General features: G+C 70.7%; 19 protein-coding genes. 15 read left to right on the forward strand and 4 right to left on the reverse strand.

What is annotated here, in order from left to right; genetic code table 11:
• Position 1 precedes the first annotated feature (1 nt).
• A complete protein-coding gene (locus tag ACQEU8_RS10960; RefSeq protein WP_433099331.1) occupies positions 2-1,282 on the forward strand; it encodes an MFS transporter in 1,281 nt (426 codons plus the stop codon).
• 85 nt (positions 1,283-1,367) lie between these two features.
• Positions 1,368-2,114, forward strand: coding sequence for a DUF2625 family protein (locus tag ACQEU8_RS10965; RefSeq protein WP_433099333.1), 747 nt, complete (start codon positions 1,368-1,370; stop codon positions 2,112-2,114).
• Between the two features lie 32 nt (positions 2,115-2,146).
• Here the strand turns inward: ACQEU8_RS10965 and ACQEU8_RS10970 are convergent, their stop codons facing one another.
• Entirely contained in the window at positions 2,147-3,223 is a 1,077-nt protein-coding gene (locus tag ACQEU8_RS10970; RefSeq protein WP_433099335.1) for an FAD-dependent oxidoreductase, read from the reverse strand.
• Between the two features lie 176 nt (positions 3,224-3,399).
• Between ACQEU8_RS10970 and ACQEU8_RS10975 the strand changes: the two genes are divergently transcribed.
• The 7 genes from ACQEU8_RS10975 (at position 3,400) to ACQEU8_RS11005 (ending at position 15,464) form a co-directional block, all read left to right on the forward strand.
• Positions 3,400-3,990: a TetR/AcrR family transcriptional regulator gene (locus ACQEU8_RS10975; protein ID WP_433099337.1), complete on the forward strand. Its 591-nt coding sequence runs from the start codon at positions 3,400-3,402 to the stop codon at positions 3,988-3,990.
• A 275-nt stretch (positions 3,991-4,265) separates the two neighbouring features.
• Entirely contained in the window at positions 4,266-5,885 is a 1,620-nt protein-coding gene (locus ACQEU8_RS10980) for a M4 family metallopeptidase (protein ID WP_433099339.1), read from the forward strand.
• 405 nt (positions 5,886-6,290) lie between these two features.
• Positions 6,291-8,336 carry a maltotransferase domain-containing protein gene (locus tag ACQEU8_RS10985; protein WP_433099341.1) on the forward strand — a complete coding sequence of 682 codons (2,046 nt, stop codon included), beginning with the start codon at positions 6,291-6,293 and terminating at the stop codon, positions 8,334-8,336.
• The gene (gene treS, locus ACQEU8_RS10990; protein ID WP_433099343.1) at positions 8,323-10,032 is read left to right on the forward strand and encodes a maltose alpha-D-glucosyltransferase; all 1,710 of its coding nucleotides are present in this window, start codon (positions 8,323-8,325) and stop codon (positions 10,030-10,032) included. Before ACQEU8_RS10985 ends, treS begins: the two co-directional genes overlap by 14 nt.
• Positions 10,033-10,187: 155 nt before the next feature.
• Positions 10,188-11,582, forward strand: a complete 1,395-nt coding sequence (locus ACQEU8_RS10995) for a maltokinase N-terminal cap-like domain-containing protein (protein WP_433099345.1) — start codon at positions 10,188-10,190, stop codon at positions 11,580-11,582.
• Positions 11,579-13,882 (forward strand): 1,4-alpha-glucan branching enzyme, encoded by a 2,304-nt coding sequence (glgB, locus tag ACQEU8_RS11000; RefSeq protein ID WP_433102310.1) that lies wholly within the window; start codon positions 11,579-11,581, stop codon positions 13,880-13,882. The genes ACQEU8_RS10995 and glgB overlap by 4 nt, the downstream gene beginning before the upstream one ends.
• Positions 13,883-13,973: 91 nt before the next feature.
• The gene (locus ACQEU8_RS11005; RefSeq protein ID WP_433099347.1) at positions 13,974-15,464 is read left to right on the forward strand and encodes a hypothetical protein; all 1,491 of its coding nucleotides are present in this window, start codon (positions 13,974-13,976) and stop codon (positions 15,462-15,464) included.
• 80 nt (positions 15,465-15,544) lie between these two features.
• Here the strand turns inward: ACQEU8_RS11005 and ACQEU8_RS11010 are convergent, their stop codons facing one another.
• Positions 15,545-16,957 carry a cation:dicarboxylate symporter family transporter gene (locus ACQEU8_RS11010; RefSeq protein ID WP_433099349.1) on the reverse strand — a complete coding sequence of 471 codons (1,413 nt, stop codon included), beginning with the start codon at positions 16,955-16,957 and terminating at the stop codon, positions 15,545-15,547.
• 174 nt (positions 16,958-17,131) lie between these two features.
• On the opposite strand from ACQEU8_RS11010, the gene ACQEU8_RS11015 reads away from it, so the two are divergent.
• From ACQEU8_RS11015 to ACQEU8_RS11030, 4 genes are all read left to right on the forward strand, one after another.
• Positions 17,132-18,790, forward strand: coding sequence for an ATP-binding protein (locus ACQEU8_RS11015; protein WP_433099351.1), 1,659 nt, complete (start codon positions 17,132-17,134; stop codon positions 18,788-18,790).
• A complete protein-coding gene (locus ACQEU8_RS11020) occupies positions 18,787-19,491 on the forward strand; it encodes a response regulator (protein WP_433099353.1) in 705 nt (234 codons plus the stop codon). The genes ACQEU8_RS11015 and ACQEU8_RS11020 overlap by 4 nt, the downstream gene beginning before the upstream one ends.
• 221 nt (positions 19,492-19,712) lie before the next feature.
• Positions 19,713-21,071: an ABC transporter substrate-binding protein gene (locus tag ACQEU8_RS11025; protein WP_433099355.1), complete on the forward strand. Its 1,359-nt coding sequence runs from the start codon at positions 19,713-19,715 to the stop codon at positions 21,069-21,071.
• Complete coding sequence (locus tag ACQEU8_RS11030; RefSeq protein WP_433099357.1) at positions 21,068-22,000, forward strand: carbohydrate ABC transporter permease; 933 nt, start codon at positions 21,068-21,070, stop codon at positions 21,998-22,000. The genes ACQEU8_RS11025 and ACQEU8_RS11030 overlap by 4 nt, the downstream gene beginning before the upstream one ends.
• Positions 22,001-22,158: 158 nt before the next feature.
• On the opposite strand, the gene ACQEU8_RS11035 is transcribed toward ACQEU8_RS11030, so the two are convergent.
• Positions 22,159-22,794 carry an LAETG motif-containing sortase-dependent surface protein gene (locus ACQEU8_RS11035; protein WP_433099359.1) on the reverse strand — a complete coding sequence of 212 codons (636 nt, stop codon included), beginning with the start codon at positions 22,792-22,794 and terminating at the stop codon, positions 22,159-22,161.
• A gap of 206 nt (positions 22,795-23,000) precedes the next feature.
• Between ACQEU8_RS11035 and ACQEU8_RS11040 the strand changes: the two genes are divergently transcribed.
• Positions 23,001-23,831, forward strand: coding sequence for a carbohydrate ABC transporter permease (locus ACQEU8_RS11040; RefSeq protein ID WP_433099361.1), 831 nt, complete (start codon positions 23,001-23,003; stop codon positions 23,829-23,831).
• Here the strand turns inward: ACQEU8_RS11040 and ACQEU8_RS11045 are convergent.
• Positions 23,744-24,700 (reverse strand): LysR family transcriptional regulator, encoded by a 957-nt coding sequence (locus ACQEU8_RS11045; RefSeq protein WP_433102312.1) that lies wholly within the window; start codon positions 24,698-24,700, stop codon positions 23,744-23,746. The two genes, ACQEU8_RS11040 and ACQEU8_RS11045, sit on opposite strands and share 88 nt — an antisense overlap.
• A 161-nt stretch (positions 24,701-24,861) precedes the next feature.
• Between ACQEU8_RS11045 and ACQEU8_RS11050 the strand changes: the two genes are divergently transcribed.
• On the forward strand, positions 24,862-26,100 hold the full coding sequence (locus ACQEU8_RS11050) for an MFS transporter (RefSeq protein WP_433099363.1): 1,239 nt from the start codon (positions 24,862-24,864) through the stop codon (positions 26,098-26,100).
• Positions 26,101-26,107: the final 7 nt, after the last annotated feature.

Below are 26,107 nucleotides of genomic sequence, written 5' to 3' on the forward strand. Positions count from 1 at the left end.
CGTGACCCCTCCCGGCGCCTCAGCGGCTTCCCTGCGTTCCCGCGACTTCACTCTCTTCTTCACCGGCCGGGCCGTCGCGAAGCTGGGCGACGCGATGCTGCCCATCGCACTGTCGGCCGGGCTGATCCAGCACGGTCACGGGCCCGGCGCGATCGGCGCCGCACTCGCCTCGCTGACGGTGTTCCTGGCGGGCTTCGTCATCTTCGGCGGTGTCTTCTGCGACCGGTTCGACACCCGGAGGCTGATGATCGGCTCCGATCTGGTGCGCGTGGTCACCCAGATGGGAATGGCCGCGCTGTTCCTGAGCGGGCATGTGGTGCTGTGGCAGGTGTGCGCGATAGGCGCCGTGAACGGTGTCTGCGCGGGCCTGTTCCAGCCGGGGGTGGCCAGCACCGTCCCCCGGGTGGCCGCCGATGTGCAGGGCGCCAACGGGCTGATCCGTACCGCCGAGTCACTGGCGATGCTGCTGGGTCCCGCGCTGGCCGGTGCGCTGGTGGGCGCTTTCTCGCCGGGCGGGGTGTTCGCCGCACACGCCGGTACGTATCTGCTCAGCGCGCTCTGTCTGGCGCTGCTGCGGCTGCCCCCGGCGGCTGGGCGCCGGCCGGCCGGACGCACCGGCTACCGCGCCGATCTGGTCGAGGGGTGGCGGGAGTTCCGGGCGCGCACCTGGATGTGGAGCGTCATCCTCATCTGGATGGTCTACATGGTCACGGTCTCGGGCCCGCTGGTGCCGCTGACCGCCTCCGAGATCATCCCGGCCGAAGGACCCGGTGTGTACGGCCTGGTGAACTCGGCGCTGGGCGGCGGCACCGCGCTGGGCGGGCTGCTGGCGCTGCGTTTCAGACCGGTGCGGCAACTGCGCGCCGGTTCGATCGCGCTGGTCGGCTGCTGCCTCTACCCCGCCGCCGTCGGGCTGGGCCTGCCGCCCGCCGCCATGATGGCGGCTGCCGCGGTCTGGGGCGTGGGTGGTGGCATCTGGAGCGTGATGTGGGCGACCAGTGTGCAGACGCAGGTGCCGGGCGACATTCTGAACCGTATCCACGCCTACGAGGTGGCGGGCTCACTCGCCATGATGCCGGCGGGCCAGGCACTGGCGGGCCCCGCCGCACAGCTGCTCGGCGGCCGTACGGTGCTGCTCGCGGGCGGCGTCATCATGATCGGCATCAGCGCGGCGCTGCTTGCCGTTCCGGCTGTCCGTAACCTGCGTGCGGTGACGGCCCGTTCGGGCACCCCGGCCTCCACCGGGGAAGCCCGCGTGCCTGCGCGGGATGTCAGCGCCTGAGCCGCCCGGCCGGGCTGTCGGTGGGCCGCCCTACGATGGCGGCAAAGGTTGCGGAAGAGTCGCCCCACCGGAAGGACCTCGTCATATGCGCACTGCTGACGAGCTGATCGACACCGAGAACGACGCCTGGCCCGGCTTGTCGGCAGAGATCGAGGGCAGCGAGTACGACGTCGAGGTGCTGCCCGGCGACGCGGAAGCGGGCCGCGCATGCCTGCGCAGTCTCCAGGTGACCACCGGGTCCCGGCTGGGTGCTGTGGCGCTGCACAGCGGCGGCCTGGTGATCGACCACGGGTGGATACGGGTGCTGGGCGGCTGCCCGGGACGGGACGGCCTGCCCGGCCTCGCGCAGGCGAACGCACTCCCGGAGGTGCCGGCCGGTGCCGGGGAACCGGCACCCGATCTGATCGTGGGCTACGACGCGTTGGGCGGCGTCTTCGTGCTGAACGGCACCGACCCCGCCGCCTCGGGCAGGCCAGGACAGCCCGGCAGGATGGTCTACTTCGCGCCCGACGTCCTGGGTTGGTACGACATGGAGCTGTCCTACGGACGCTGGCTGACGTTCCTGCTGTGGCCGGGCAGCGCGACGTTCTTCACCCGGTGGGAGGGCTGGCAGCGCGAGTCGGCCGCGCTGCGGCTGGACGAGGGGTTCTCGCTGTATCCCTTCCCGTGGTCCGCCGAGGCAGAGGGCGAGGACGACTTCTCGGCGTGCAGTCGGCGGCCGGTGCCGATGGCCGAGCTGCTGTCGCTGTACCGCGACTTCTGCGGGCAGCTGGGCAAGCCTGATCCGGGGCCGTTGGGCTTCGATGTCCGGGCTGCGGGCTCCGGCAGCTGACCCCGCGTCCCCGGAGGGCGGTCGGGCGCCGGTCACGGCAAGAGGCGCAGCAGGGCGTCGCGAGCGCGGGTGTGCCGGGTGGCCATGAGGCGGTGCAGGGTGCGGGAGGCGAGGGCGGTGCGCTGGGCGCTGCGGCGGCGTTCGGTGTCGTAGGCGCGCAGTGCCGCGGGCAGCCCGCCGGGTTCGCCGTGCCGGGCGACGGCGCGGGTGAGGGCTTCGGCGTCGAGGAGGGCGGTACAGGCGCCCTGGCCGAGGTTGGGGGTCATGGCGTGTGCCGCGTCGCCGACGAGCGCGATGTGGCCGCCGTGCACGAAGGAGGGCAGCGCCGGGTACAGATGGCGCATCTCGTACCTGAGCCAGTCGGCGGGGTCGGTCTCCGTCAGGATGCGGGGAATCGGTTCGTGCCAGCCCGCGAAGAGTCCGCGCAGTTCGTCGGCGGTGGTGGCCTCCGGCGCCACGGCGTACCAGTTGGTCCGGCCGGGCTCGACGGGCGTCATCCCGAAGAACCGGCCCTCGCCCCAGGTCTCGCCGTACAGCGGGCTGGTGAACTCGGCGGTGCCGATCCATGCGACGGTGCCGATGTGCCGGGGGCGGCTGCGGGAGCCGAAGAAGGCTGTCCGCACCGCGCTGTTGATGCCGTCGGCGCCGACCACCAGGTCGTACTCGCGGGCCGGCGCGGCGGGGTCGTCGACCCGCTCGCCCAGCTTGAGCGTCACATCGCCGTAGCCGTCCAGCGCTTCGACCAGTGCGTCGATCAAGTACGGGCGGAAGATGAGCAGTTCGGGACGCCCCGCCTTCTTCTCGATGCGGTCCAGCGGCAGCCGGGCCAGCACGCTGCCGTCCGGCCTGCGGACGTGCGCGGACCGGTACGGCACGCCTCGGCGGTTCAGTGCGGCGGCCACACCCCCTCCGAGCCGCTCGAGAGCGGTCTGCGCCGTGGGGTGGATACCGAGTGCTGTGCCGTAGCGCTCCAGTTCGGTGCGGCGCTCCAGCACGGTCACCTGCCATCCGGCGCGCCGCAGCCCGAGCGCCGTCGCCAGCCCTCCGACCCCAGCCCCTACGACCACGGCCCCGCGTGCCGATCCACTCGGTACGGACGTGCTGTGCATGACGCCTCCCCTTGGCATCCCGTCGGCCCTGAGCTACCGACCACCACACCTGTGGTACCACGGCTGGGGTATTCTCGCCAAGCCCGGATCCCCGAAGCCCAGATCCCAGAAGCCCCGATCCACGCAGCCCCGGATCCGCGAAGCCCCGGATACCCGAAGCCCCGAGGAGAGCAGTCATGAACCCCGAACGCCGCGACCGGCTGCGGGACGCCGCCATCGAGGTGCTGGCCGAGGAGGGCGGGCGCGGACTGACGCACCGTGCCGTCGACGCCGCAGCCGAGGTGCCCGCCGGCACGGCGAAGAACTACTTCCCGACCCGTGACGCACTACTGCGGGCCGTGGCGGAACGGTGCGTCGAGCAGTACCACGCCGTCGCCCAGCAGCTCGCCGCGGCGAGTCCGCCGCCGTCCGAACGCGCGGGGATCGAGGCGCTGTTGACCGGGCTGCTGGAGAACGTGACCGGCCCCGGACGGGCGCGGCTGCTCGCTGTTCTGGAGCTGCAGGCCGAGGCGGCGCGCAAGCCGTGGCTCGCCGCCGTGATCGACCCGATGGCCGCCTCGGACTTCACCACGTTCGAGGCCGCGCAGCGTGCCGCGGGCCTTCCCGTCACCCGGGAGCGCGCGGCCGTCGTCACCCTCGCCATGCACGCCGCGCTGCCGCATCTGCTGGCGAGGGGCGAGCAGACGCTGGCGGCGGCCGGGCTTGACGATCCGGCGCGGTACGTCCGCACGCTGCTGGACGTGGTCTACCCCGCCGACCAGGACTGACGCTCCGTCAATCATCCCCGCACGGCGCCGTACCGCGGAGGCACCCTCTCCCACTTGTCCGCTATGCGGGCACGGGCTTCGTATCAACGAACAGAATCTGGCCAACCTCTGATCTTAGGGCAATGCCCCAGTGACATGCCCATGTCCAGAGTGGCAGGCTCGCCTGAACGCGATGCGGGATTCGTACAGCAGCACGACCGGCGGCCGTACTTCCGCGTGGCGCACCGCACTTCAGTTCTGCCCGGGTGGTTGATCACCCATGCCGCCCGGTCCCCATGGCAGAAGGAGCCACCGACGTGAGACTCACCTCCAAGCAGCGGATATCCGCCCTCGCCGCCACAGCGGCCCTGGTAGCGGCAGGTATCACCGCGGGAACCGCAGGCGCGGCCCCCGGCGGCGAGACCTCCGCGAACGGCGCGCTTCCCGCGCAGCTGACCGCGGCCCAGCACACCAAGCTGGTCAAGGCGGCGGACACCGAGGCGGCCAAGTCCGCCGACGCCCGCGCCCTGGGCCTCGGAGCCAAGGAGAAGCTCCACGTCAAGGACGTCATCAAGAACAAGAACGGGGCCACGCACGTCCGTTACGAGCGCACCTACGACGGGCTGCCCGTCCTGGGCGGCGACCTCGTCGTGCACAAGAACGCCGACGGCAAGCGCACCGGCACCAGCAAGGCCAGCAACGCGAAGATCGCGGTGGACACCTCGGTCTCCGGCGCGCACAAGCCCACGACCGCCAAGGCCAAGGGCAGCAAGGCCCCCCGGAAGGTCGTCTGGGCCGCCGAGGGCAAGCCCGTACTCGCCTGGGAGACCGTCATCGGCGGCGTCCAGAAGTCCGGCGCGCCCAACCAGCTCCATGTGATCACCGACGCGAAGACCGGCAAGAAGCTCTTCGAGTTCCAGGGGATCAAGGAGGGCACCGGCAACAGCCAGTACAGCGGCAAGGTCGAGATCGGCACCTCGGGCTCGGACGGCAAGTTCACGATGACCGACGAGAAGCGGGGCGGCAACAAGACCACCAACCTCAAGAACGGCGAGAGCGGCAACGGTGAGCCGTTCACCGACAAGGACGACACCTGGGGCGACGGCTCCCCCAAGGACCCGGCCACCGCGGGCGTGGACGCGCACTACGGCGCGGGCAAGACCTGGGACTACTTCAAGGACACGCACGGCCGCGAGGGCATCAAGGGCGACGGCAAGGGAGCGGTCAGCCGGGTCCACTACGGCGACAACTACGTCAACGCCTTCTGGGACGACTCCTGCTTCTGCATGACCTACGGCGACGGCGAGGGCAACAAGAAGCCGCTCACCTCGCTGGACGTCGCGGCGCACGAGATGTCGCACGGCGTCACCTCGGCCACGGCCAACCTGGAGTACGCGGGCGAGTCGGGCGGCCTCAACGAGGCCACCTCCGACATCTTCGCCGCCGCGGTCGAGTTCCACGCCAACAGCCCGGAGGACGTGCCGGACTACCTCGTCGGCGAGAAGATCGACATCAACGGCGACGGCAGCCCGCTGCGCTACATGGACAAGCCCAGCAAGGACGGCAACTCGCTGGACTACTGGGACACCAACGCCGGAGACGTGGACGTCCACTACTCCTCGGGCATCGCCAACCACTTCTTCTTCCTGCTGGCCGTGGGCAGCGGGAAGCAGGAGGTGAACGGCGTGAAGTACGACTCGCCCACCAAGGACGGCTCGAAGCTGAAGGGCATCGGCATCAAGAAGGCCGAGCAGATCTGGTTCAAGGCGCTGACCGAGCAGATGACGTCGACGACGGACTACGCGGGCGCGCGCAACGCGACCATCAAGTCCGCCACCGAGCTGTACGGGAAGAACAGCGCCGAGGTCAAGGCGGTGAAGGCCGCTTGGACCGGGGTGAACGTGACGGGTAGCTGATCGCGTTTTCCGCCGGACCCTCGCCTTCTCCCCCAGCCTTCGGCCGGGAGGTGCCCCCAGGCTCAGCGCCGTCGCGGCGGGAAGCGAACCGGGGGCTTCGCCCCCCGAGCCCCGCTCCGGGCTGATACACGCGGCTCACGGGCCCCGTCCCCTTCGGGGGGCGGGGCCCGTTCGTGTGTTTCGGGGGCTGGGGAATGCCGGGGCAATATGCCTGGTCAACTCCGCGCATTCCAGGGCGACTTGATCAGGCGAGTGCCCTTGCGGTCACGGATGTATCACGTAGTGTCAGGAACGCGGCTCTTATCGAAGTTACGCACTCGAAGCCCGCATCCTCCACCCGGGTGACGCGGGCAGGAGTCGTCATACGCGCGCCCGTTATACACCCCTATGCCCATAGGTGAGCCCATGATCGGTCGCATTCCCGTGCTCGATGTCCGCCCTCTTGTGGAGTGCGGAAACCGTCCCGCGAAAGCCGTGGTGGGTGAGTCCGTCCCGATCACGGCAACGGTCTTCCGCGAGGGTCATGAGGCGGTCGGCGCCAACGTGGTGCTGCGCGGTCCGGGCGGACAGCCGGGACCGTGGTCACCGATGCGGGAGCTGGCACCCGGCACCGACCGGTGGGGGGCCAGGGTCACGCCCGACGTGGAAGGCCGCTGGAGCTACGTGGTCGAGGCGTGGAGCGACCCGGTCACCACCTGGCGGCAGCACGCACAGATCAAGGTCCCGGCCGGTATCGACACCGAACTCGTCCTGGCGGAAGGCGCCGCACTGCACGAGCGCGCCGCCGCGCAGGTGCCCGCGCGGGCGGGCCGCTCCGTTGTACGGGAGGCCGCCGAGGCACTGCGGGACACCGCCAGGCCGGTGGCGGCGCGGCTCGCCGCGGCGCTCACCCCCGAGGTCACCGCCGTCCTCGGCCGCCATCCGCTGCGCGAACTGGTCTCCTCCTCGCCTCCCCTTCTGCTCCAGGTGGAGCGCCGGCGGGCGCTGTTCGGCTCCTGGTACGAGCTGTTCCCGCGCTCCGAGGGCGCGGTCCTGCGGGAGGGCGAGCCGCCGGTCAGCGGCACGCTGCGGACGGCGGCCGAGCGGCTGGAGGCGGTGGCCGCGATGGGCTTCGACGTGGTCTATCTGCCGCCCGTCCATCCCATCGGCGACGCCTACCGCAAGGGCCCGGACAACACCCTCTCCGCGTCGGCGCACGATGTGGGGTCCCCCTGGGCGGTCGGCTCGGCGGCCGGCGGGCACGACGCCGTCCACCCGGATCTGGGCACCATGGCGGACTTCGACCACTTCGTGGCGCGCGCCCGGGAGTTGGGCATGGAGGTGGCGCTGGACTTCGCCCTCCAGTGCTCGCCCGACCACCCGTGGGTCAAGGAGCACCCCGAGTGGTTCCGTAAGCGCCCGGACGGCACGATCGCCTACGCGGAGAACCCGCCGAAGAAGTACCAGGACATCTATCCGCTGTCCTTCGACGACGACCCGACGGCGGCCGAGGGCATCCTGCGCGAGACGCTGCGGGTGCTGCGGCTGTGGATGGACCACGGGGTGCGCATCTTCCGCGTCGACAACCCGCACACCAAACCGGTGGCGTTCTGGGAGCGGGTCATCGCCGACATCAACCGCACCGACCCCGATGTGCTCTTCCTCGCCGAGGCGTTCACCCGCCCCGCGATGCTGCACACCCTGGCGCGGATCGGCTTCCAGCAGTCGTACACCTACTTCACCTGGCGCAACACCAAGCAGGAGCTGACGGAGTATCTGACGGAGCTGACCGGTGAGACGGCGGCGTTTCTGCGGCCCAACTTCTTTGTGAACACGCCGGACATCCTGCACGCCTACCTCCAGCACGGGGGCCGTCCCGCGTTCGAGATCCGCGCCGTGCTGGCGGCGACCCTCTCGCCGACGTGGGGGATGTACGCGGGGTTCGAGCTGTGCGAGAACACGCCGGTGCGGCCCGGCAGCGAGGAGTATCTGTCCTCGGAGAAGTACGAACTGCGCCCGCGCGACTGGGCGGCCGCCGACCGCGAGGGCCGCTCGATCACCCCGCTGATCACCCGGCTCAACCAGCTGCGCCGCCGCCACCCCGCGCTTCAGCAACTCCGTGACCTGCACTTCCACCACGCGGACAACGAGAACGTGCTCGTCTACTCCAAGCACGCCACCCTGCCCCGGAACGACATCGTGCTCGTCGTCGTCAACCTCGACCCGCACCACACCCACGAGGCGACGGTGTCGTTGGACATGACGCAACTCGCATCCGGACTGAGTGCCGCTCAGTTGAGCGGCGCCGAGTCCTTCCCGGTGTGCGACGAGCTCACCGGAGAGACCTATCACTGGGGCAGGGACAACTATGTGCGGCTCGCGCCGGGAGGTGAGTCCCCCGCCGCGGCCCACATCCTCACCCTGCGACCGTCCTCACCGACCGGAGGGTCACCCACTCATGATCGTCAATGAGCCCGTCCCCGACACTTTCGAGGACACACCCGTCAAGGACCGCGACCCTGACTGGTTCAAGCGCGCCGTCTTCTACGAAGTACTCGTCCGCTCCTTCCAGGACAGCGACGGGGACGGCATCGGCGACCTGAGAGGGCTCACGGCGAAACTCGACTATCTGCAGTGGCTGGGCGTCGACTGCCTGTGGCTGCCACCGTTCTTCAAGTCGCCCCTGAAGGACGGCGGTTACGACGTCTCCGACTACACCTCCGTGCTCCCCGAGTTCGGTGACATCGCCGACTTCGTGGAGTTCGTGGACGCCGCGCACCAGCGCGGTATGCGCGTGATCATCGACTTCGTCATGAACCACACCAGCGACCAGCACCCGTGGTTCCAGGAGTCCCGGCGCGACCCCGAGGGGCCGTACGGCGACTACTACGTCTGGGCCGACGACGACAAGCAGTACCAGGACGCGCGCATCATCTTCATCGACACCGAGGTGTCCAACTGGACGTTCGACCCGGTGCGCAAGCAGTACTACTGGCACCGCTTCTTCTCGCACCAGCCGGATCTCAACTATGAGAACCCGCTCGTCCAGGACGAGATGATCTCCGCGCTGCGGTTCTGGCTGGATCTGGGGATCGACGGCTTCCGGCTGGACGCCGTGCCCTACCTCTACGCCCAGGAGGGCACCAACTGCGAGAACCTGCCGCAGTCCCACGCCTTTCTGAAGCGCGTACGCAGGATGGTGGACGAGAACTACCCGGACACCGTGCTGCTCGCCGAGGCCAACCAGTGGCCGGAGGACGTCGTCGACTACTTCGGTGACTACGCCAAGGGCGGCGACGAGTGCCATATGGCGTTCCACTTCCCCGTCATGCCGCGCATCTTCATGGCCGTACGCCGCGAGTCCCGCTACCCCGTCTCGGAAATCCTCGCCAAGACGCCGCCCATCCCCTCCGGCTGCCAGTGGGGCATCTTCCTGCGCAACCACGACGAGCTGACCCTGGAGATGGTCACCGACGAGGAGCGCGACTACATGTACGCGGAGTACGCCAAGGACCCGCGGATGCGCGCCAACATCGGCATCCGGCGCCGGCTCGCGCCCCTGCTGGACAACGACCGCAAGCAGATCGAACTGTTCACCGCGCTGCTGCTGTCACTGCCCGGCTCGCCGATCCTCTACTACGGCGACGAGATCGGCATGGGCGACAACATCTGGCTCGGCGACCGCGACGCCGTCCGCACGCCGATGCAGTGGACGCCCGACCGCAACGCGGGCTTCTCGTCCTGCGACCCGGGGCGGCTGTTCCTGCCGACCATCATGGATCCGGTACACGGCTACCAGGTCACCAATGTCGAGGCGGCCATGAGCTCGCCGAGTTCGCTGCTGCACTGGACGCGGCGGGTCATCGAGGTCCGCAAACAGAACCCGGCGTTCGGGCTGGGCTCCTACGAGGAGCTGTCCTCCTCGAACCCGGCGGTCCTCGCGTTCCTGCGGGAGCTGAGACTGCCCGACGGTGGGGACGACCTGGTGATGTGCGTGCACAACTTCTCGCGGTTCCCGCAGCCGACGGAGTTGGACCTGCGGGCCTGGCAGGGGCGGGTTCCTGTGGAACTGATCGGCGGTGTGCGGTTTCCCGCGATCGGGGAGTTGCCGTATCTGCTGACGCTTGCGGGGCACGGGTTTTATTGGTTCCGCCTGCGCAAGTTTTAGGCCGCCGCTGGGCTTTAGGCCGCCGCTTTGCTGATGAGGGGGTGCCCCCACCCGTTGTTCGCAGGCTGCGGGTGGGTTGTGGCTGGGCGCGCAGTTCCCCGCGCCCCTTCGGGGCGCGGTCCCCCTTGCCGGGTACGCGAAATGGAAAGGACGCCATGTCGGACAGTTCCTTGATGTCGCTGGGCCCGCATCTGGCCCGATGGCTCCCTCACCAGCGTTGGTTCGCGGGGAAGGGGCGCCCCCTCGCGGGCCTCTCGCTGGTGGCGGCCACCGAGTTGCTGCCGTACAGCGCCGGGGCCGGCAAACCCGGAATGATCCACCTCCTCGTCCGGGTGGACGGCGATTGCTACCAACTGCTGCTCGGTGTCCGCGAGGTGCTCCCTCCCGAGCTGGCCCCCGCCCTCATAGGGCGGCCGACGACGGGGCCGTTACGCGGCACGGCGGTCTACGAGGCGTTATGTGACCCGCGGCTGACCGGCCTGCTGCTGGAACGGCTCCGCACCCCGGGCACCCTCGGTCCGCTGCGCTTCTCGCGCGGCGGACATGCAGCGCTCCCGCGGGAACCGCGACCGCGCCCCCTCGAAGCTGAGCAGTCCAACTCCTCGGTGATATACGGCAACGCGGCGATACTGAAGTGCTTCCGCCGGGTGGAGCCCGGCATCAATCCGGATCTGGAACTGACCCTTGCCCTCGCCCGGCACGGCTGCCCGCATGTGCCGCCGCCGCTGGCCTGGTTCGAGGCGAGCGGCGACGAGGGCGGCTCCGGCGACTCCCGCACCCTGGGCATTCTCCAGCCCTATCTCCCCGGCACCCGCGACGGCTGGCAGTTGGCGCTGCGGGCGCTCGCGGCGGGTGCCGACTTCACCCCGGCCGCCCGCGCGCTGGGCCGTACGACGGCGCGGGTGCACACCGGGCTGGCCGAGGCGCTGCCCACCTCCGCGCTGACCGGCAGCCAGCTGGAGCGGACGGCGAACCGGATGGCGGGGCGGCTGGCGAAGGCGAGCGCGGCGGTGCCCGCGCTGCGGCCGTACGAGGCGGGGCTGCGGGACGCCTTCCGCGCGCTGGCCGTGCTCGGCAGTCACCGCACCCACAGCCGGGCGGTGCCCACCCAGCGCATCCACGGCGATCTGCATCTCGGCCAGGCACTGGGCAGGGAGAGCGGCAACGCGCCGGACACCTGGACGCTCATCGACTTCGAGGGGGAACCAGCGCGCCCGCTGGCCGAGCGCCGCGCACCGCAGCCCGTGGAGCGGGACATCGCGGGCATGCTGCGCTCCTTCGACTACGCGGCCTGCCAGGGCCCGGCGGCCGCCCCCGATGCCGCTTTCTCGGCCGAGTGGGCAGCCGCCAACCGGGCGGCGTACTGCGCCGGCTACGCGGAGGTGTGCGGCCGGGACCCGCGCGAGGACGCCGTACTGCTGCGCGCATACGAGACCGACAAGGCCGTCTACGAGGTGCTGTACGAGGCGCGCAACCGGCCCGCGTGGCTGGGCGTACCGCTGTCCGCGATCCGGCGACTGGCGGCGCCCTCGTCGTCGTCCCCGGCATGAACGATCCTGCGCCGCCGCACCGTCCGCCGGCCACCGCCCCGAACTGGAGGAACACCGTGCCACGGAAGCCGCCCCCCGAGCCCCGCAAGGCCGAGGCCCCCGCTCCGCTGACCGGTGCGGAGCGGGCCCGGCTTCTCACCGGTACGCACCACGACCCGCACGCGCTGCTCGGCGCGCACCCGGTGCCGGGCGGGGTGGTGATCCGTACGCTGCGGCCGTATGCGAAGGCCGTCACCGTGGTCGCCAAGGGGCTGCGGGCTGAGCTGTTCGACGAGGGAGACGGGCTGTTCGGCAGTGTGCTGCCGCTGGCGCCGGATGCCGTACCCGCCTACGAGTTGGTGATCCGGTACGGCGCGGAGCCCGGCGAGGACGAGGTCACCACGGCCGACCCGTACCGGTTCCTGCCCACGCTCGGGGAGCTGGATCTGCATCTGATCGGAGAGGGCCGGCACGAGGAGCTGTGGCGGGCGCTGGGGGCGCATCCGATGACCGTCGACGGGATACGCGGCACGAGGTTCACCGTATGGGCACCCAACGCGCGGGGCGTACGGGTCGCCGGGGACTTCAACTGCTGGGACGCGACCGCCGCGCCGATGCGGTCGCTGGGCTCGTCCGGCGTATGGGAGCTGTTCCTGCCGGGCGTCGGCGCGGGGGCGCTCTACAAGTTCGACATCGCCCGGGCCGACGGCTCGCACACGCTGCGGGCCGACCCGATGGCACGGCGTACCGAGTGCCCGCCCGCCACGGCGTCGGTGGTGGAGGCGTCGGCGTACGCGTGGCAGGACGCGCGGTGGCTGGCCGCGCGGGCCGAGTCGGCGCCGCACCGGGAGCCGCTGTCGGTGTACGAGGTGCATCTGCCCTCCTGGCGGCCGGGGCTGGGCTACCGGGAGCTGGCCGAGCATCTGCCCGCGTACGTCAAGGAACTGGGCTTCACCCACGTCGAGCTGATGCCGGTGGCCGAGCATCCGTTCGGCGGCTCGTGGGGCTACCAGGTGACCGGGTTCTACGCGCCGACGGCCCGGATGGGCACCCCGGACGACTTCCGGTATCTGGTCGACGCGCTGCACCAGGCGGGCATCGGGGTGCTGATGGACTGGGTACCGGCGCACTTCCCCAAGGACGAGTGGGCGCTGGCCGCGTTCGACGGCACACCGCTGTACGAGCATTCCGACCGGGCGCGGGCCGAGCATCCGGACTGGGGGACGCTGGAGTTCGACCTGGGGCGGCGCGAGGTGCGCAACTTCCTGGTGGCGAACGCCGTGTACTGGTGCGAGGAGTTCCACATCGACGGGCTGCGGGTGGACGCGGTGGCCTCGATGCTCTACCTGGACTACTCGCGCGGCGAGGGGCAGTGGTCGCCCAATGCGTACGGGGGCCGGGAGAATCTGGAAGCGGTGGCCTTCCTCCAGGAGATGAACGCCACCGTCTACCGGCGCTGCCCCGGCGTGATCACGGCGGCCGAGGAATCCACCGCGTGGCCGGGGGTGACCCGCGCGACCCACCATGTCGGCGAGGGCGGCTTCGGCGGGCTCGGCTTCGGCTTCAAATGGAACATGGGCTGGATGCACGACTCGTTGGAGTACATGACCAAGGAGCCGGTGCACCGCAAGTACCACCACGGTGAGCTGACGTTCTCGATGGTGTACGCCTACTCCGAGAACTACATCCTGCCGATCTCCCACGACGAGGTGGTGCACGGCAAGCGGTCGCTGGTCGGGAAGATGCCGGGCGACTGGTGGCAGCAGCGTGCCAACCACCGCGCCTATCTCGGCTTCATGTGGGCCCACCCCGGCAAGCAGCTCCTCTTCATGGGGCAGGAGTTCGCCCAGGGCGCCGAATGGTCCGAGGGGCACGGTCCCGACTGGTGGCTGCTGGACCCCTCCTACGCCGCGGAGCCCGACCACCGCGGAGTGCGTGACCTGGTGCGCTGCCTGAACGCGGAGTACCTGGCGACGCCAGCGCTGTGGGAGCGGGACACCGAGCCCGCGGGGTTCGCGTGGGTGCTCGCCGACGCCGCGGACGACAACGTGCTCGCTTTCCTCCGGTTCGCGGCGGACGGGAGCCCGCTGCTGGCGGTCAGCAACTTCTCCCCCGTCGTCCGGGAGGGCTACCGGCTGGGTGTTCCCGGGCGGGCCCGGCGCTGGCGCGAGGTGCTCAACACGGATGCCGCCCGCTACGGGGGCAGCGGCGTCGGCAACGGGCAGCCGCTGCCGGCCCGGGCGCCCGGCGCCCACGGGCAGCCCGCCTCGATCGAACCGGTGCTGCCCCCGCTGGCGACGGTCTGGTTCCGCCCAGCCTGAGCGGACTCGCCCTGGAACGGGCCTGGTTGCCGGGCGGTTCCCTGACACCTGTCCGGGTGTGCGGGTCGGCGCCGGCTGAAACGCTGAGACCATGCGCGAAGAAGATCCGAACGAGCAGGACTCCCGACTGGCCGCCGCGGTCCGGCTGACGCGTGTACTGCACGACGCCGACTGGGGTGACTGGTCCCTGGAGGCGGTCCGGTCCCTCGCCGCCGGCTGCCCCGACGGGAGGGTGGACGAGCCCGGCGCCCTGGACGTGGTCGTACGGCTGGGCGGAGGGCTGGGCCCTGTGGTGCTGTCGACGCAGAAGCACGGCCCCGAAGCGGACCGGTACCAGAAGGCGGAGGCCCCGCTGCCCGCCGCGCTGTGGCAGCAGCCGGCCGCCTTCGACGCCCTCGTCGACGCGCTCCGCGGCATCGGCACGCCCGCCCTCCACCGTGGAACGGCGGGCCGCCCCACCCTGCGCTGGCGCGACGGCAACCGGGTGCTGATCCTCCAGCGCAACAGCCGGCGCGTATGGCTGGCCGTCCACCCGGCCGCCACAGCCGGCCGCGATGTGCCCTCCGCCGTGCTGACGGCCGCCGCCGAGGTGGCGGCGGAGGTGCACGACATCGGGTCCGGACAGTGGCGCCCCGAGGATCTCGGCGTACTGGCCGCCCGGGAGAACTGGCAGCTGTTGCCGGAGGCGGAGGACCGCTCCGCACGGCTGCTGTTCCACGGCGCCGACAGCAGTGCCGGGGGCTCTCCGGTGGAGTTGCCGGTCGGCGACTCCTTCGTGCAGCTGTTCCGCCACGCCCCGGACGCCTCCCTCCCCCAGCGCCGGGCAGCCTTCAGCGCCTTCTTCGACGCGCTGGTCGGCAGCATCGGCGAGCCCACTCTCTACGGCGGCTCCGCGTCGGGCCCCGATGTCCGCTGGCGCACCACCGAACGGCTGCTCACGCTGCGCGGCGACAGCCGCCGCATCTGGCTGGAGGGGCACAGCACCCAGGACGAGGAGGACGACGAGTACCGCATCTTCAAGTGGGGCGGTGCCTGGCATGCGGACGAGCCGTCGGACTTCGCCGTACTGCCGTACGTATGGCAGCTGGACCGGCAGGGTCCCGGTGACAACCCCGAGATATGGCCGGGCGGGCGGCTGGCCATGTCGGTCGAGCGGCTGCGCGAGTCCCTCGAATTGCTGCTGGCCGCCTGGATCGAACAGCTTCCGGCCCAGGTGGGGGCGTACTGGGCGGGGTTCGTCATCGTCAACTGCTGCGACGGTGGCCGGGAACTGCTGGTGAGCTTCGACGCCGACACCGGGCTGAGTCTGTCCATCGATGTCCGCGATGTCCCCAAGGACGAGGAGTCCCAGGAGGCCGTCGCGGCCATGCGGGAGCGCGGCTGGCAGCACCGCAACCGGTTCCGCTGGCGGGCGGAGTTCCCTGCACCCGACCGGCACGCTGCGAGCGCGGCCGCCCGGTTGATCGCCGCCGATCTCGCGGCCCGGGGTGCGAAGGTGCCGGAGGACGATCTGCGGGTCCGCGATGTCAGCTGCTTCGACCACGGCTCGTTCGACCTGTTCGGCCTGGGCATACCCCGCTGACGAACTGCCGCGCGGGGCACGGTTCCAGGGTGGTTCCCTTGAACCCGTGCCCCGCGCGGGGTGGGTGGTGCAGCGGCGCGCTAGGCCTTCGTGACGACCTTGGGCGGCGCCTCCGTGGCGGCAGGCTCGGCGACGGGGTCGTGCGCCGGCGCGGGTCCGTACTCCGTGGCCAAGGTCTCCTCGTCGAACGGGAGCCGCCCACTGAGCACCTCACGGACCCGCTCCTTGTCGATCTCCTTGGTCCAGGTGCCGACCAGCACGGTGGCCACCGCGTTGCCCGCGAAGTTGGTCAGGGCGCGGGCCTCGCTCATGAAGCGGTCGATGCCGACGATCAGGCCGACGCCGTCGACCAGTTCGGGGCGGTGGGACTGGAGGCCGCCAGCGAGGGTGGCCAGTCCGGCGCCGGTGACTCCGGCGGCGCCCTTGGAAGCGACGAACATGAAGATGAGCAGCGAGATCTGCTCACCGATGCTGAGCGGGTTGCCCATCGCCTCGGCGACGAAGATCGAGGCCATGGTCAGATAGATCATGGTGCCGTCGAGGTTGAAGGAGTAGCCGGTCGGCACGGTGATGCCCACGACGGGCCTGCCGACGCCCAGGTGCTCCATCTTCGCGATCAGCCGCGGCAGCGCCGACTCGGACGAGGAGGTGGACAGGATCAGCAGGAACTCCCGGCCCAGGTACTTCAGCAGGCTGAAGAGGTTGATGCCGGTGAACACCCGCAGGATCAGCCCCAGCACCACGAAGACGAACAGGAAACAGGTGAGGTAGAAGCCGATCATGATGACGGCGAGGGACTTCAGCGCGTCCACGCCGGTCTCGCCGACCACCGCCGCCATCGCGCCGAACGCGCCGACCGGTGCGGCCCACATGACCATCGCGAGCACCCGGAAGACGAGCTTCTGGATGTGCCCGATGCCGCGCAGCACCGGCTCCCCCGCCGTACCCATGGCCTGCAGTGCGAAGCCGACCAGCAGCGCGACCAGCAGGGTCTGGAGGACCTGCTCCTGGGTGAAGGCGGAGACCATGGTGGTGGGGATGATGCCGAGCAGGAACTCGGTGGTGGTCTGGCTCTCCCCCGCCTGCGAGGCGCCCGCGTCCCGCGCCGCGTCGGTCAGATGCAGGCCCGAGCCGGGGTCCAGCACGTTTCCGACGACCAGCCCGATCGCCAGCGCGACCAGCGACATCGCCAGGAAGTAGCCGAGCGCCAGCCCGCCGACGGCGCCGACCTTGGCGGCTTTGCGCACCGAGCCGATGCCCAGCACGATCGTGCAGAAGATGATCGGGGAGATCATCATCTTGATCAGGTTGACGAATCCCTCGCCCAGCGGCTTGAGCTCGACGGCCACGCCAGGCGCCGTCAGCCCCAGGATCACGCCCAGCACCACCGCGCCGATCACCGCGATGTAGAGGTAGTGGGTACGGTCCCGCCTCGCCCGTGGTGCGTCCGGTGCAGCGCCCGCTGCGGCCTGCTGCGGTGTCTTCTTCGACACGTCCTCGGCTCCTCGTCCATGGGTCACTTCACGATGTCTCCGCGGGAACGCCCTGGTGGACGCCCGATTGCGAATCCGGATCGTGCTGAGTCCCGGCGACTATGCAACACGGTGCGACGTGCGTCACCCTTACGTGCATTACGTGCACGAAACAAGCCACGGCAGACTGGGAGAATGCGCGTTCCCCGCCCCCGCCCACCTGTGCGGTCCCGCCCGCGCAGCCTGGCGGGCCAGCTCTTCGCCATGCAGGTGGTGCTGGTCGCGGTGGTGGTCACCGGGTGCGCGCTGTTCACGTACGTTTCCGCGAAGTCACAGGCCAGGGACGAGGCAACACACCGTGCCCGGGCCACCACGCAGGCGGTGGCCGATTCTCCATCCGTCCGGGAGGCCATCCGCACCGGCGACCCCAGCAAGCGCCTCCAGCCGTACGCGGAGCGGGTGCGCCGCGACACCGGCGTCACCTTTGTGACGATCATGGACACGGACGGCAGGCGGTGGACACACCCCGACCCCGACCGGATCGGCAAGCGGTTCGTCGGCCATATCGGGCCCGCCCTCAAGGGCCGCACCTTCGACGAGACCTACACCGGCACTCTGGGGCCCTCGGTGCGCGTGGTGACCCCGGTACGGGAGGCCGGGGACGGCGGACCGGACGGGCGCGGGCGGATCGTCGGCCTGGTCAGCGCCGGGATCGCCGTCCACACCATCGGCAAGCAGGTCAGCGAGCAGCTCACCGCGGTGCTGGCCGTCGCGGGCGGTGCGCTGGCCCTGGGCGCCGTCGGAACGTATGTGATCAACGCCCGGCTCCGCCGCCATACGCATGGCATGAACGCGGCCGAGCTCAGCCGGCTGTACGACTACCACCAGGCGACGCTGCACGCGGTGCGCGAGGGGCTGCTGCTGCTCGACGGCCAGGGCAGGGTCGCGCTCGTCAACGACGGCGCACGGCTGCTGCTCGGGCGGGATGGGCAGGAGCCGCTGGTGGGCCGCCCCGTCACCGCTCTCGGGCTGCCGCCGGAGCTGACCGAGGCGCTGCTGGCCGCCGAGCCACGGGTGGACGAGGCCCATCTGACCGGCGAACGGATCGTCGTCGTCAACATCGCCCCCGTCGACGGCGGAGAGCGGCGCGGCACGGTGGTGACCCTGCGCGACCACACCGAACTGCGCGCCCTGGCAGGCGAGCTGGACTCGGTACGCAGCTTCGCGGAGGCACTGCGCTCCCAGGCCCACGAGGCCGCGAACCGGCTGCACACCGTCGTCTCCCTCATCGAACTGGGCCGGGTGGCGGAAGCCGTACGGTTCGCGACGGAGGAGCTGGAGCTGGCCCAGGCGCTGACCGACCGGGTGGTGAGCGCCGTACGGGAGCCGGTACTCGCCGCGCTGCTGCTGGGGAAGGCCGCCCAGGCCAGAGAACGCGGCGTCGAGCTGACCCTCAGCCCCGACTCCGCCATCGAGGAGATATCCGGCCTGCCGCCCAGAGACCTGGTCACGGTGCTGGGCAACCTGATCGACAACGCGGTGGAAGCCGTCTCCCCCGCCGGACAGGTCACCGTCACCATCCGGCGCACCCGCACCCCCTCCCCCGGCGAACTCGTCCTCCGGGTGACCGACGACGGACCCGGCCTCCCCCCGCACGCCGGTGCCCACCTCTTCGAGCGCAACTGGACCACGAAGCCGGGCCGGGGACACGGCATCGGCCTGGCCCTCGTCCGGCAGACCGCCGACCGCCACGGTGGCGAGGTCGGCGCACGCGATCTCCCCGGCGGGGGCGCGGAGTTCGAGGTACGCCTGCCGCTGCGCCCGGAGGCACTCACCCAGGAGGCGCACGGATGACGTTCCGCGTCCTCGTCGTCGAAGACGACCCCGTGGCGGCCGACGCGCACGCCCTCTACGTCGGCCGCGTGCCGGGCTTCGAGGTGGCGGCGACGGTCCACTCCCGCACCGAGGCGCTCCGCGTACTGGAGGAAGCCGCGGCGGCGGAGGCGGGCGGCATCGATCTGATCCTGCTCGACCTGTACCTGCCCGACGGCAACGGCCTGGACCTGCTGCGTTCCTTGCGCGCCGCGGGGCACACGGAGGATGTGTTCGCGGTGACCTCGGCCCGCGATCTGACGATGATCCGCGAGGGCGTCTCGCTCGGAGTCGTCCAGCATGTGCTCAAACCGTTCACGTTCCGTACGCTCAGCGACCGGCTGCTGCGGTACGCGGACTTCCGGGCCACGGCGGAGGCCCGCGGCGAGGCGGCGAGCCAGGACGAGATCGACCGGACCCTGTCGGTACTGCGCGCCGCGCCCACCGCCTCGACGCTGCCCAAGGGGCTGAGCGCCCCGACCCTCGCCCGGGTGACGGCCCAACTGCGGGACGCCGCGGGCACCGGGCTGACGGCGAGCGAGACGGCGGCCGCACTCGGCGTCAACCGGATCACCGCACGCCGCTATCTCGAACACCTGGTTGCCGCAGGCCGCGCCGACCGCCACCAACGGTACGGCCACGTGGGCCGCCCGGAGCACCACTATCTCTGGCGAGGGCAGTAGCCGAACGTGCGGGCTGCGCCACGAAAGGGGCGCGGGGAACTGCTCCCCCAGCCTCCGGCCGGGAGGTGCCCCCACAAGCCACGAACGACCCGCAGGCTGCGTCCGGCGGCCAGGGGCACCCCCTCTTCAGCCCCAACTACTCGCCCTGTCACGGTTATTGACCGCGACAGCCCGGCGGAGCCACCGTACGGAGGACTCGCCTGGTCCGAGGAGGCATGCTCATGCGTCCCACCGCCCCGCAGATCCTCGCTCTCGCCACGGTCCTGGCCGCCGGAACGCTCACCGCGTGCGGCGGTGGCGGCGCCGGGGACAAGAACACCGTGCGTATCGCCTTCCACAAGGAAACCGACAACAAGGTCACCTTCCGCGACGACTACCTCAAGTTCGTGGCCAAGAAGTTCGAGAAGCGCTACCCCGGCAAGAAGATCGACCTGGTGCCCGTCCAGGCAACGCAGCAGGACTACTACACCAAGATCCAGCAGATGATGCGCTCGCCGAAGACGGCGCCGGATCTGGTGTACGAGGACACCTTCCTGATCAACTCCGACATCAAGAGCGGCTATCTGCGGCCGCTGGACAACTACCTGGCCGACTGGGACGACTGGAACCAGTTCGAGCCCGCCGCCAAGCGGGCGGCCGGCGCGGCCGACGGGCAGACGTACGGCGTCCCGGACGGCACCGACACCCGGGGCCTGTGGTTCAACAAGAAGCTGTTCAAGAAGGCCGGGCTGCCGCAGGACTGGCGACCGAAGACGTGGAACGACGTACTGAAGACCGCCCGCACCCTCAAGAAGAAGCTGCCCGGCGTCATCCCGCTCAACGTCTTCGCGGGCAAGGGCGCCGGCGAGGCGACGGCCATGCAGGGCTTCGAGATGCTGCTGTACGGCACCGGCAAGGACCCGCTCTACGACCCGAAAAAGAAGAAGTGGGTCAAGGGCAGCCGGGGATTCCGGGACAGCCTGAAGTTCCTCGACACCGTCTACAGCGAAAAGCTCGGCCCCGACGAGGACCAGGTGGTCGATCCGAACGTCACCACCGACGTCGTCACCCAGCTGCTGCCCGAGGGCAAGTTGGCCATCGCACTGGACGGTTCCTGGCTGAGCCAGCACTGGATCAAGACGGGCGGCACGCCGTGGCCGGAGTGGAAGGAGACGATGGGGCTCGCCCCGATGCCCACCCAGCACGGCGAGCCGCCCGGCGAGGTCAGCATGTCCGGCGGCTGGACCTGGTCGATCCCCCGGCACTCCGACAACCCGGATCTGGCCTGGAAGATGATCCGCACCATGCAGACGAAGGAGAACGCCGTCGAGTGGTGCATCCGAGGCTCCCAGGTCGCGGTACGGCAGGACGTCGCGAACGACCCGCGCTATCAGAAGTCCATGCCGGGCATCAAGTTCTTCACCGAGCGGGTGGAGCACACCAAGTACCGCCCCGCGCTGCCCGTCTACCCCCAGGTCTCGTCGGCCATCGCGGAGGCCTCGGAGGCCGTGGCGACCGGTGACTCCTCACCGCAGGAGGCGGCGAAGGCGTACGACGAGCAGCTGGAGGGCATCACCGACGGCGCGACCGTCGCCAAATGACGGCCGTACAGGCCGGGTCCACGCGCAATCCCCGCGGACGCGGCACCGGGCAGTCCCGTACGCGCGGCAGGGGCCTGCTGCGCTGGCTGCCGCTGGCGCCCGCCACGACCGTGCTGCTGCTGTTCCTGGCGGGACCCATCGGCTACTGCGTGGCGCTGGCCTTCACCGATATGCGGCTGACCGGGCAGGAGTCGGCGTCGTTCGTGGGGCTGGACAACTTCACCCGCGCCTTCGGGGACGCGCACTTCCGCAACGCGGTCGTCCTCACGCTCGTCTTCACCCTCGTCTCCTCGATCCTGGGCCAGAACACCCTGGGCCTGGCGCTCGCCTCACTGATGCGGCGGGCCTCCCGGACCGTGCGGACGGTGACCGGCGCGGTGGTGATCAGCGCCTGGGTGCTGCCGGAGATCGTGGCGGGGTTCCTGCTGTACACGTTCTTCCACCGGGAGGGCCAGCTCAACGCGGTGCTGCACTGGCTCCAGCTGCCCGGTCAGAACTGGCTGGTGACGCTGCCGATCCTGGCGGTCTCCTTCGCCAATGTATGGCGCGGCACCGCGTTCTCGATGCTCGTCTACTCGGCCGCGCTCGCCGAGATCCCGCGGGAGGTCACCGAGTCCGCCGAGGTGGACGGGGCGAGCGGCAGGCAGCGGCTGTGGTACATCACGCTGCCGATGATCCGCCGCTCCATCGGCACCAATCTGATGCTGAACACCCTGCAGACGCTCTCCGTCTTCGGGCTGATCTGGGCGATGACCAAGGGCGGCCCGGCACACCGGAGCGAGACGCTGCCGGTGTTCATGTACGACCAGGCGTTCACCAAGTCGCTCATCGGCTACGGGACCGCGGTGGCGCTGCTGCTGCTCGTCGTCGGCGCGCTGTTCTCCAGCGTCTATCTGCGGCTGATGCGCGACGAGGTGGGAGCCTCATGACGCCGCTCGGCGGGAGCGGCGTGCCGGGAGCGGCCGGGATGCCCGGCGGCCGGGTGGGGCGGGCCGCCGGGCGGTGGTACATGCTGTCCGTCAGTCACCCGGCCGTCGGGTGCGGGGCTGCACGGGGGACAGCCCCGGCGCGGTCAGCGCCAAGGTCGTCAGCTCTGCGACGAGCGGCGCTTGCGCGCGAAGACCACCAGGCCTCCGCCGGCGACGACCACGGCGGCCGCGATGCCGGCGATCATCGGGGTGTTGCTGGAGGAACCGGTCTCGGCCAGGTCGTCCCCGCCGCCCTGCGGCTTGTCGGCCGGAGCGCTGGTGCTGGTCTCGGGCGCGCTCGGTGTGGGCTTCTCGCTGGCGCTCTGCGAGGGGCTGGCGCTGGGCGACGGCGAGGTGGACTCCGACTCGCTGGGCGTCGGCGTCGGGGTGGGGGTGGGCTTCTCGCAGACCGGGGACTGCTTGGTCTCCGGACCCCAGTTGTACTTGTCACCGTCCGAGGCCACGACCTGAGCCGTGACGTCCAGCGGCTTGCTGTGCTCGGGGAGATCCACCTTCTTGTGGTAGCTCTTGCCGAAGGTGTCGCTGATCAGCGTCTTGTCACCGGCCTTGACGGTGACCTTGTTGCCGCTCTCCGCGTAGTTCGTCAGATCGATCGAGACCGAGTTGCAGGTCACCGACCACTGGGGGGTGTGTGCCTGGGCGGGGGCGGCCGCTATCGCGGTGCCGACGAACGCCGCGGCACCGGTCGCCGCGATGGCGACCGACCGCTGCCATCTGAGGCGCAGTGCTGTCATCGTTTTCCTTCCGGTAGGACCTCGTCGTACGAGATGCACGTACGACGGGTGACAGCACGGTACTCGCATCCGCAACCCAGGACACACGGACCCCGCAATATCCAACTGTTCCCGGCCAAGGGGCAGTTCGTGATCCATCTGCCGCAACCCGAAGGCCGCAGGTCGCGGGCGCGCCGACGCGGCTGTTCGAAGGAGGTTGCGATCAGGTGAAGTTGAACACGCACATCCGCCAACGGCTCGCGGCCGACGCCGGACTGCTGGTTGTCGCGGCAGCGTTCGTCACACCGCTCGCATGGCTCATTCTCGCCTCCCTGGACGCGGAGGCGACGCTGCGGGTGCGGCCACCTGACTCCCCCACCATGGACAACTTCTCGGCGGTGCTCACCGACGAGATCACCTTCACCCCGATGCGCAACAGTCTGGTGCTGTGCGGCGGCGCGACAGCGCTGACGGTGGTGTGCGCCGCACTGGCGGCCTATCCGCTCTCCCGCTTCCGGTCCCGTTTCAGCCGCCCCTATCTGCTGGCCATCCTGTTCACCACATGCCTGCCGGTCACGGCCGTCATGGTGCCGGTGTACGGGCTGTTCGTGCAGATCAACCTGATCGACACGCTGTACGGCACCGCGCTGTTCCTGACCGCCTCACAACTGCCGTTCGCCGTCTGGCTGATGAAGAACTTCATGGACGGCGTACCGCTGGTGCTGGAGGAGGCGGCCTGGACGGACGGTGCCTCGTGGCGGCAGTCGCTGCTGCGGGTCGTGCTGCCGCTGATGGGGCCCGGCGTATCGGTGGTGGCGATCTACAGCTTCGTGATGATGTGGGGCAACTTCTTCGTGCCGTTCATGCTGCTGCTGAGCCCCGAGCAGATGCCCGCCTCGGTCAGCATCTTCACCTTCTTCGGCAACTACGGAGCCGTCGTCTACGGCCAGTTGGCGGCCTTCTCCATCCTCTACTCGACGCCGGTGATCCTGCTGTACGTACTCATCGCCCGCCGGCTGGCCGGCGGCTTCGCGCTGGGAGCGGCCGTCAAGGGGTGAGCCGAGTCGACCACTGTCTCCGCGAAGGCGCGCAGCAGTGCGCTGTCGCTGTCGCGTACCGTCACCAGCGCCAGCTCCGACAGCGGCAGCCCCTCGACCGGGACGAAGGCGATGTCCGCGCGGGCGTGCGTCTCGGCGGTGGGCCGGCACAGCAGCATGCCCCCGCGCCCGGCCGCGGCGTTCGCCAGCCCCGCCTGGAGTGTGGCCACTGCCGGTCCGCGCGCGATGGTCCGGCCTCCCGGTGTGCACGGCGGTGCCTGGTGGTCGCGCCAATAGCCGGGGGCGGGCGGTGCGGCGGCGATGAGGGGGCAGTCGGCGAGGTCCTCGGCGGCCAGCGTGCCGCGCCGGGCGAGCGGATGGTGCGCGGAGACGGCCAGCGTCCACGGCTGCTCCTCGAAGCGGGGGCCCACCACCAGGTCGGGCTCCTCAACGGGCAGCAGTACGACGGCCGCGTCCACCTCACCGCGCCGCAGCGGACCGAACGGGTCGGCCATGGCGATCTCCACGATGTCGGTCTCCACCTGGGGATGGCGGGCGTGGAAGAGGCCGAGCGCTGTCGTCATCCGGTGGTTGGCGCTGCCCAGGAAACCCAGCCGCAGCCGCCCGCTCACACACCGCGCCGCCGCCCGCGCCTCGTCCACGGCGTCGCCCAGCTGTCCGTAGGCGGGCCGCAGTTGGCCGAGGAAGCGGGAGCCGAGCGGGGTCAGCGCCACCCGGCGGCTGGTGCGCTCCACCAGCCGCGCCCCGATCCTGCTCTCCAGGGAGCGCAGCAGTTGACTGACCCTGCTCTGCGACACGTACAGCCGCTCACCGGTGCGTCCGAAATGCAGCTCCTCGGCGAGGACGAGAAAGCACTCCAGCTCTCTCATCTCCAGCGAACGGATCCTGGTACCGCCGTCCAACTCCGTCTCCTCCTGATGGCCTGCGCATCGATGAGCCCTGATGGTCTGCCGCATCGATGAGCCCTGCTCATAGAAGGATGAGAAGTCCGCCGTTGTTCCCCGCCGGGCCGCCGCGAAGGCTGAAGGGCATGACAGACACCCTCACCTCCACCCCCTCCGCGGGGCGGGAGCGCTCACCGCTGCGGATGTGGCTCGGCGTCGCCGCGCTCACCTCGGCCACGTTCGCCGTCACCGCGGCCGAGATGCTGCCCGTCGGACTGCTGACCCCCATCAGCGACAGCCTGCACGTCTCGGAGGGCTCCGCGGGGCTGACCGTCACCCTCACCGGCATCGTCGCGGCCCTCGCAGCTCCTCTCGTCCCGCTGGTCGCGGGCAGAGTCGACCGCCGCACCTCGCTGGCCGGGCTGGCGCTGCTGCTGGCCGCCGCCAACACGCTGTCGGCCGTCGCCGGCTCCCTCACCGTGCTGCTGATCGCCCGGGTCCTGGTGGGCGTCGCGCTGGGCGGCGTGTGGGCGCTGGCGGCCAGCCTGCCGGTGCGGCTGGTGCCACAGCGCTCGCAGAGCACCGCGCTGGCGGCCGTGTTCGGCGGTATCGGTATCGCCAGTGTGCTGGCCGTACCCGCCGGCACCATGCTGGGCGAGGTGGCGGGCTGGCGGAGCGCGTTCGGTGCCGCGGCGGGGCTCGCCGCCGTCGTGGCGCCGGCTCTCGCCCTGCTGCTGCCCGCACTGCCCGCCGAACGCCCGGTTGGGCCTCGCACCCTGCTGCGGCTGTTCGGCAACGCGCGGCTGCGCACCGGTTTCGTCTTCCTCGCCCTCCTGGTGACCGGGCACTTCGCCGCCTACACCTATGTGCGGCCGGTGCTGGAGCAGATTTCGGGTGTCGCGCCCGGGCTGATCGGGGCACTGCTGCTGGCCTACGGTGTGACGGGCATCGTCGGCAACTTCGCCGCCGGTGCCCGGGTGGCGCGTCGGCCGCGGGGCACGCTGCTGACGCTGAGCGCGGGCATCGCCGCCATGACGGTGCTGTTGGCGGCGGCCGGTTCGGCCACCTGGCCCGCCGTGGCGGTGCTGCTGCTGTGGGGCCTGGCCTACGGCGGGGTCTCGGTGAGCACCCAGGCGTGGGTGCTGGCCGCGGCCCCGTCCGAACGCGAACCGGCGGGCGCCCTGTTCGCCTCCGTCTTCAACGCCTCCATCGCACTGGGCGCCTTCGTCGGCGGCCGGGCCGTGGACGCCGCCCCGCTGCCGACGGTGCTGCTGCTGGGCGCCGCGCTCGCCGCCTGCGCCCTGGCGGTGCTCGCCTTCGCCAAGAACCCGGCGGACGGGCAGCCCGCACAACGGGCGGGTGAACCCGAGGCGGAGACCGTCTGACGCGCGG

Origin of the sequence: Streptomyces sp. CA-250714 (genome assembly GCF_050936705.1) — a bacterium.
Classification (GTDB): domain Bacteria; phylum Actinomycetota; class Actinomycetes; order Streptomycetales; family Streptomycetaceae; genus Streptomyces.

Excerpts from the sequence above, each read along its gene's own strand:
- ACQEU8_RS10965 (WP_433099333.1), top strand. The coding sequence starts at position 1,368 with ATGCGCACTGCTGACGAGCTGATCGACACCGAGAACGACGCCTGGCCC.
- ACQEU8_RS10970 (WP_433099335.1), bottom strand. The coding sequence starts at position 3,223 with ATGCACAGCACGTCCGTACCGAGTGGATCGGCACGCGGGGCCGTGGTC.
- ACQEU8_RS10975 (WP_433099337.1), top strand. The coding sequence starts at position 3,400 with ATGAACCCCGAACGCCGCGACCGGCTGCGGGACGCCGCCATCGAGGTG.
- ACQEU8_RS10980 (WP_433099339.1), top strand. The coding sequence starts at position 4,266 with ATGGCAGAAGGAGCCACCGACGTGAGACTCACCTCCAAGCAGCGGATA.
- ACQEU8_RS10985 (WP_433099341.1), top strand. The coding sequence starts at position 6,291 with ATGATCGGTCGCATTCCCGTGCTCGATGTCCGCCCTCTTGTGGAGTGC.
- treS (WP_433099343.1), top strand. The coding sequence starts at position 8,323 with ATGATCGTCAATGAGCCCGTCCCCGACACTTTCGAGGACACACCCGTC.
- ACQEU8_RS10995 (WP_433099345.1), top strand. The coding sequence starts at position 10,188 with ATGTCGGACAGTTCCTTGATGTCGCTGGGCCCGCATCTGGCCCGATGG.
- glgB (WP_433102310.1), top strand. The coding sequence starts at position 11,579 with ATGAACGATCCTGCGCCGCCGCACCGTCCGCCGGCCACCGCCCCGAAC.
- ACQEU8_RS11005 (WP_433099347.1), top strand. The coding sequence starts at position 13,974 with ATGCGCGAAGAAGATCCGAACGAGCAGGACTCCCGACTGGCCGCCGCG.
- ACQEU8_RS11015 (WP_433099351.1), top strand. The coding sequence starts at position 17,132 with ATGCGCGTTCCCCGCCCCCGCCCACCTGTGCGGTCCCGCCCGCGCAGC.
- ACQEU8_RS11020 (WP_433099353.1), top strand. The coding sequence starts at position 18,787 with ATGACGTTCCGCGTCCTCGTCGTCGAAGACGACCCCGTGGCGGCCGAC.
- ACQEU8_RS11025 (WP_433099355.1), top strand. The coding sequence starts at position 19,713 with ATGCGTCCCACCGCCCCGCAGATCCTCGCTCTCGCCACGGTCCTGGCC.
- ACQEU8_RS11030 (WP_433099357.1), top strand. The coding sequence starts at position 21,068 with ATGACGGCCGTACAGGCCGGGTCCACGCGCAATCCCCGCGGACGCGGC.
- ACQEU8_RS11035 (WP_433099359.1), bottom strand. The coding sequence starts at position 22,794 with ATGACAGCACTGCGCCTCAGATGGCAGCGGTCGGTCGCCATCGCGGCG.
- ACQEU8_RS11045 (WP_433102312.1), bottom strand. The coding sequence starts at position 24,700 with ATGAGAGAGCTGGAGTGCTTTCTCGTCCTCGCCGAGGAGCTGCATTTC.
- ACQEU8_RS11050 (WP_433099363.1), top strand. The coding sequence starts at position 24,862 with ATGACAGACACCCTCACCTCCACCCCCTCCGCGGGGCGGGAGCGCTCA.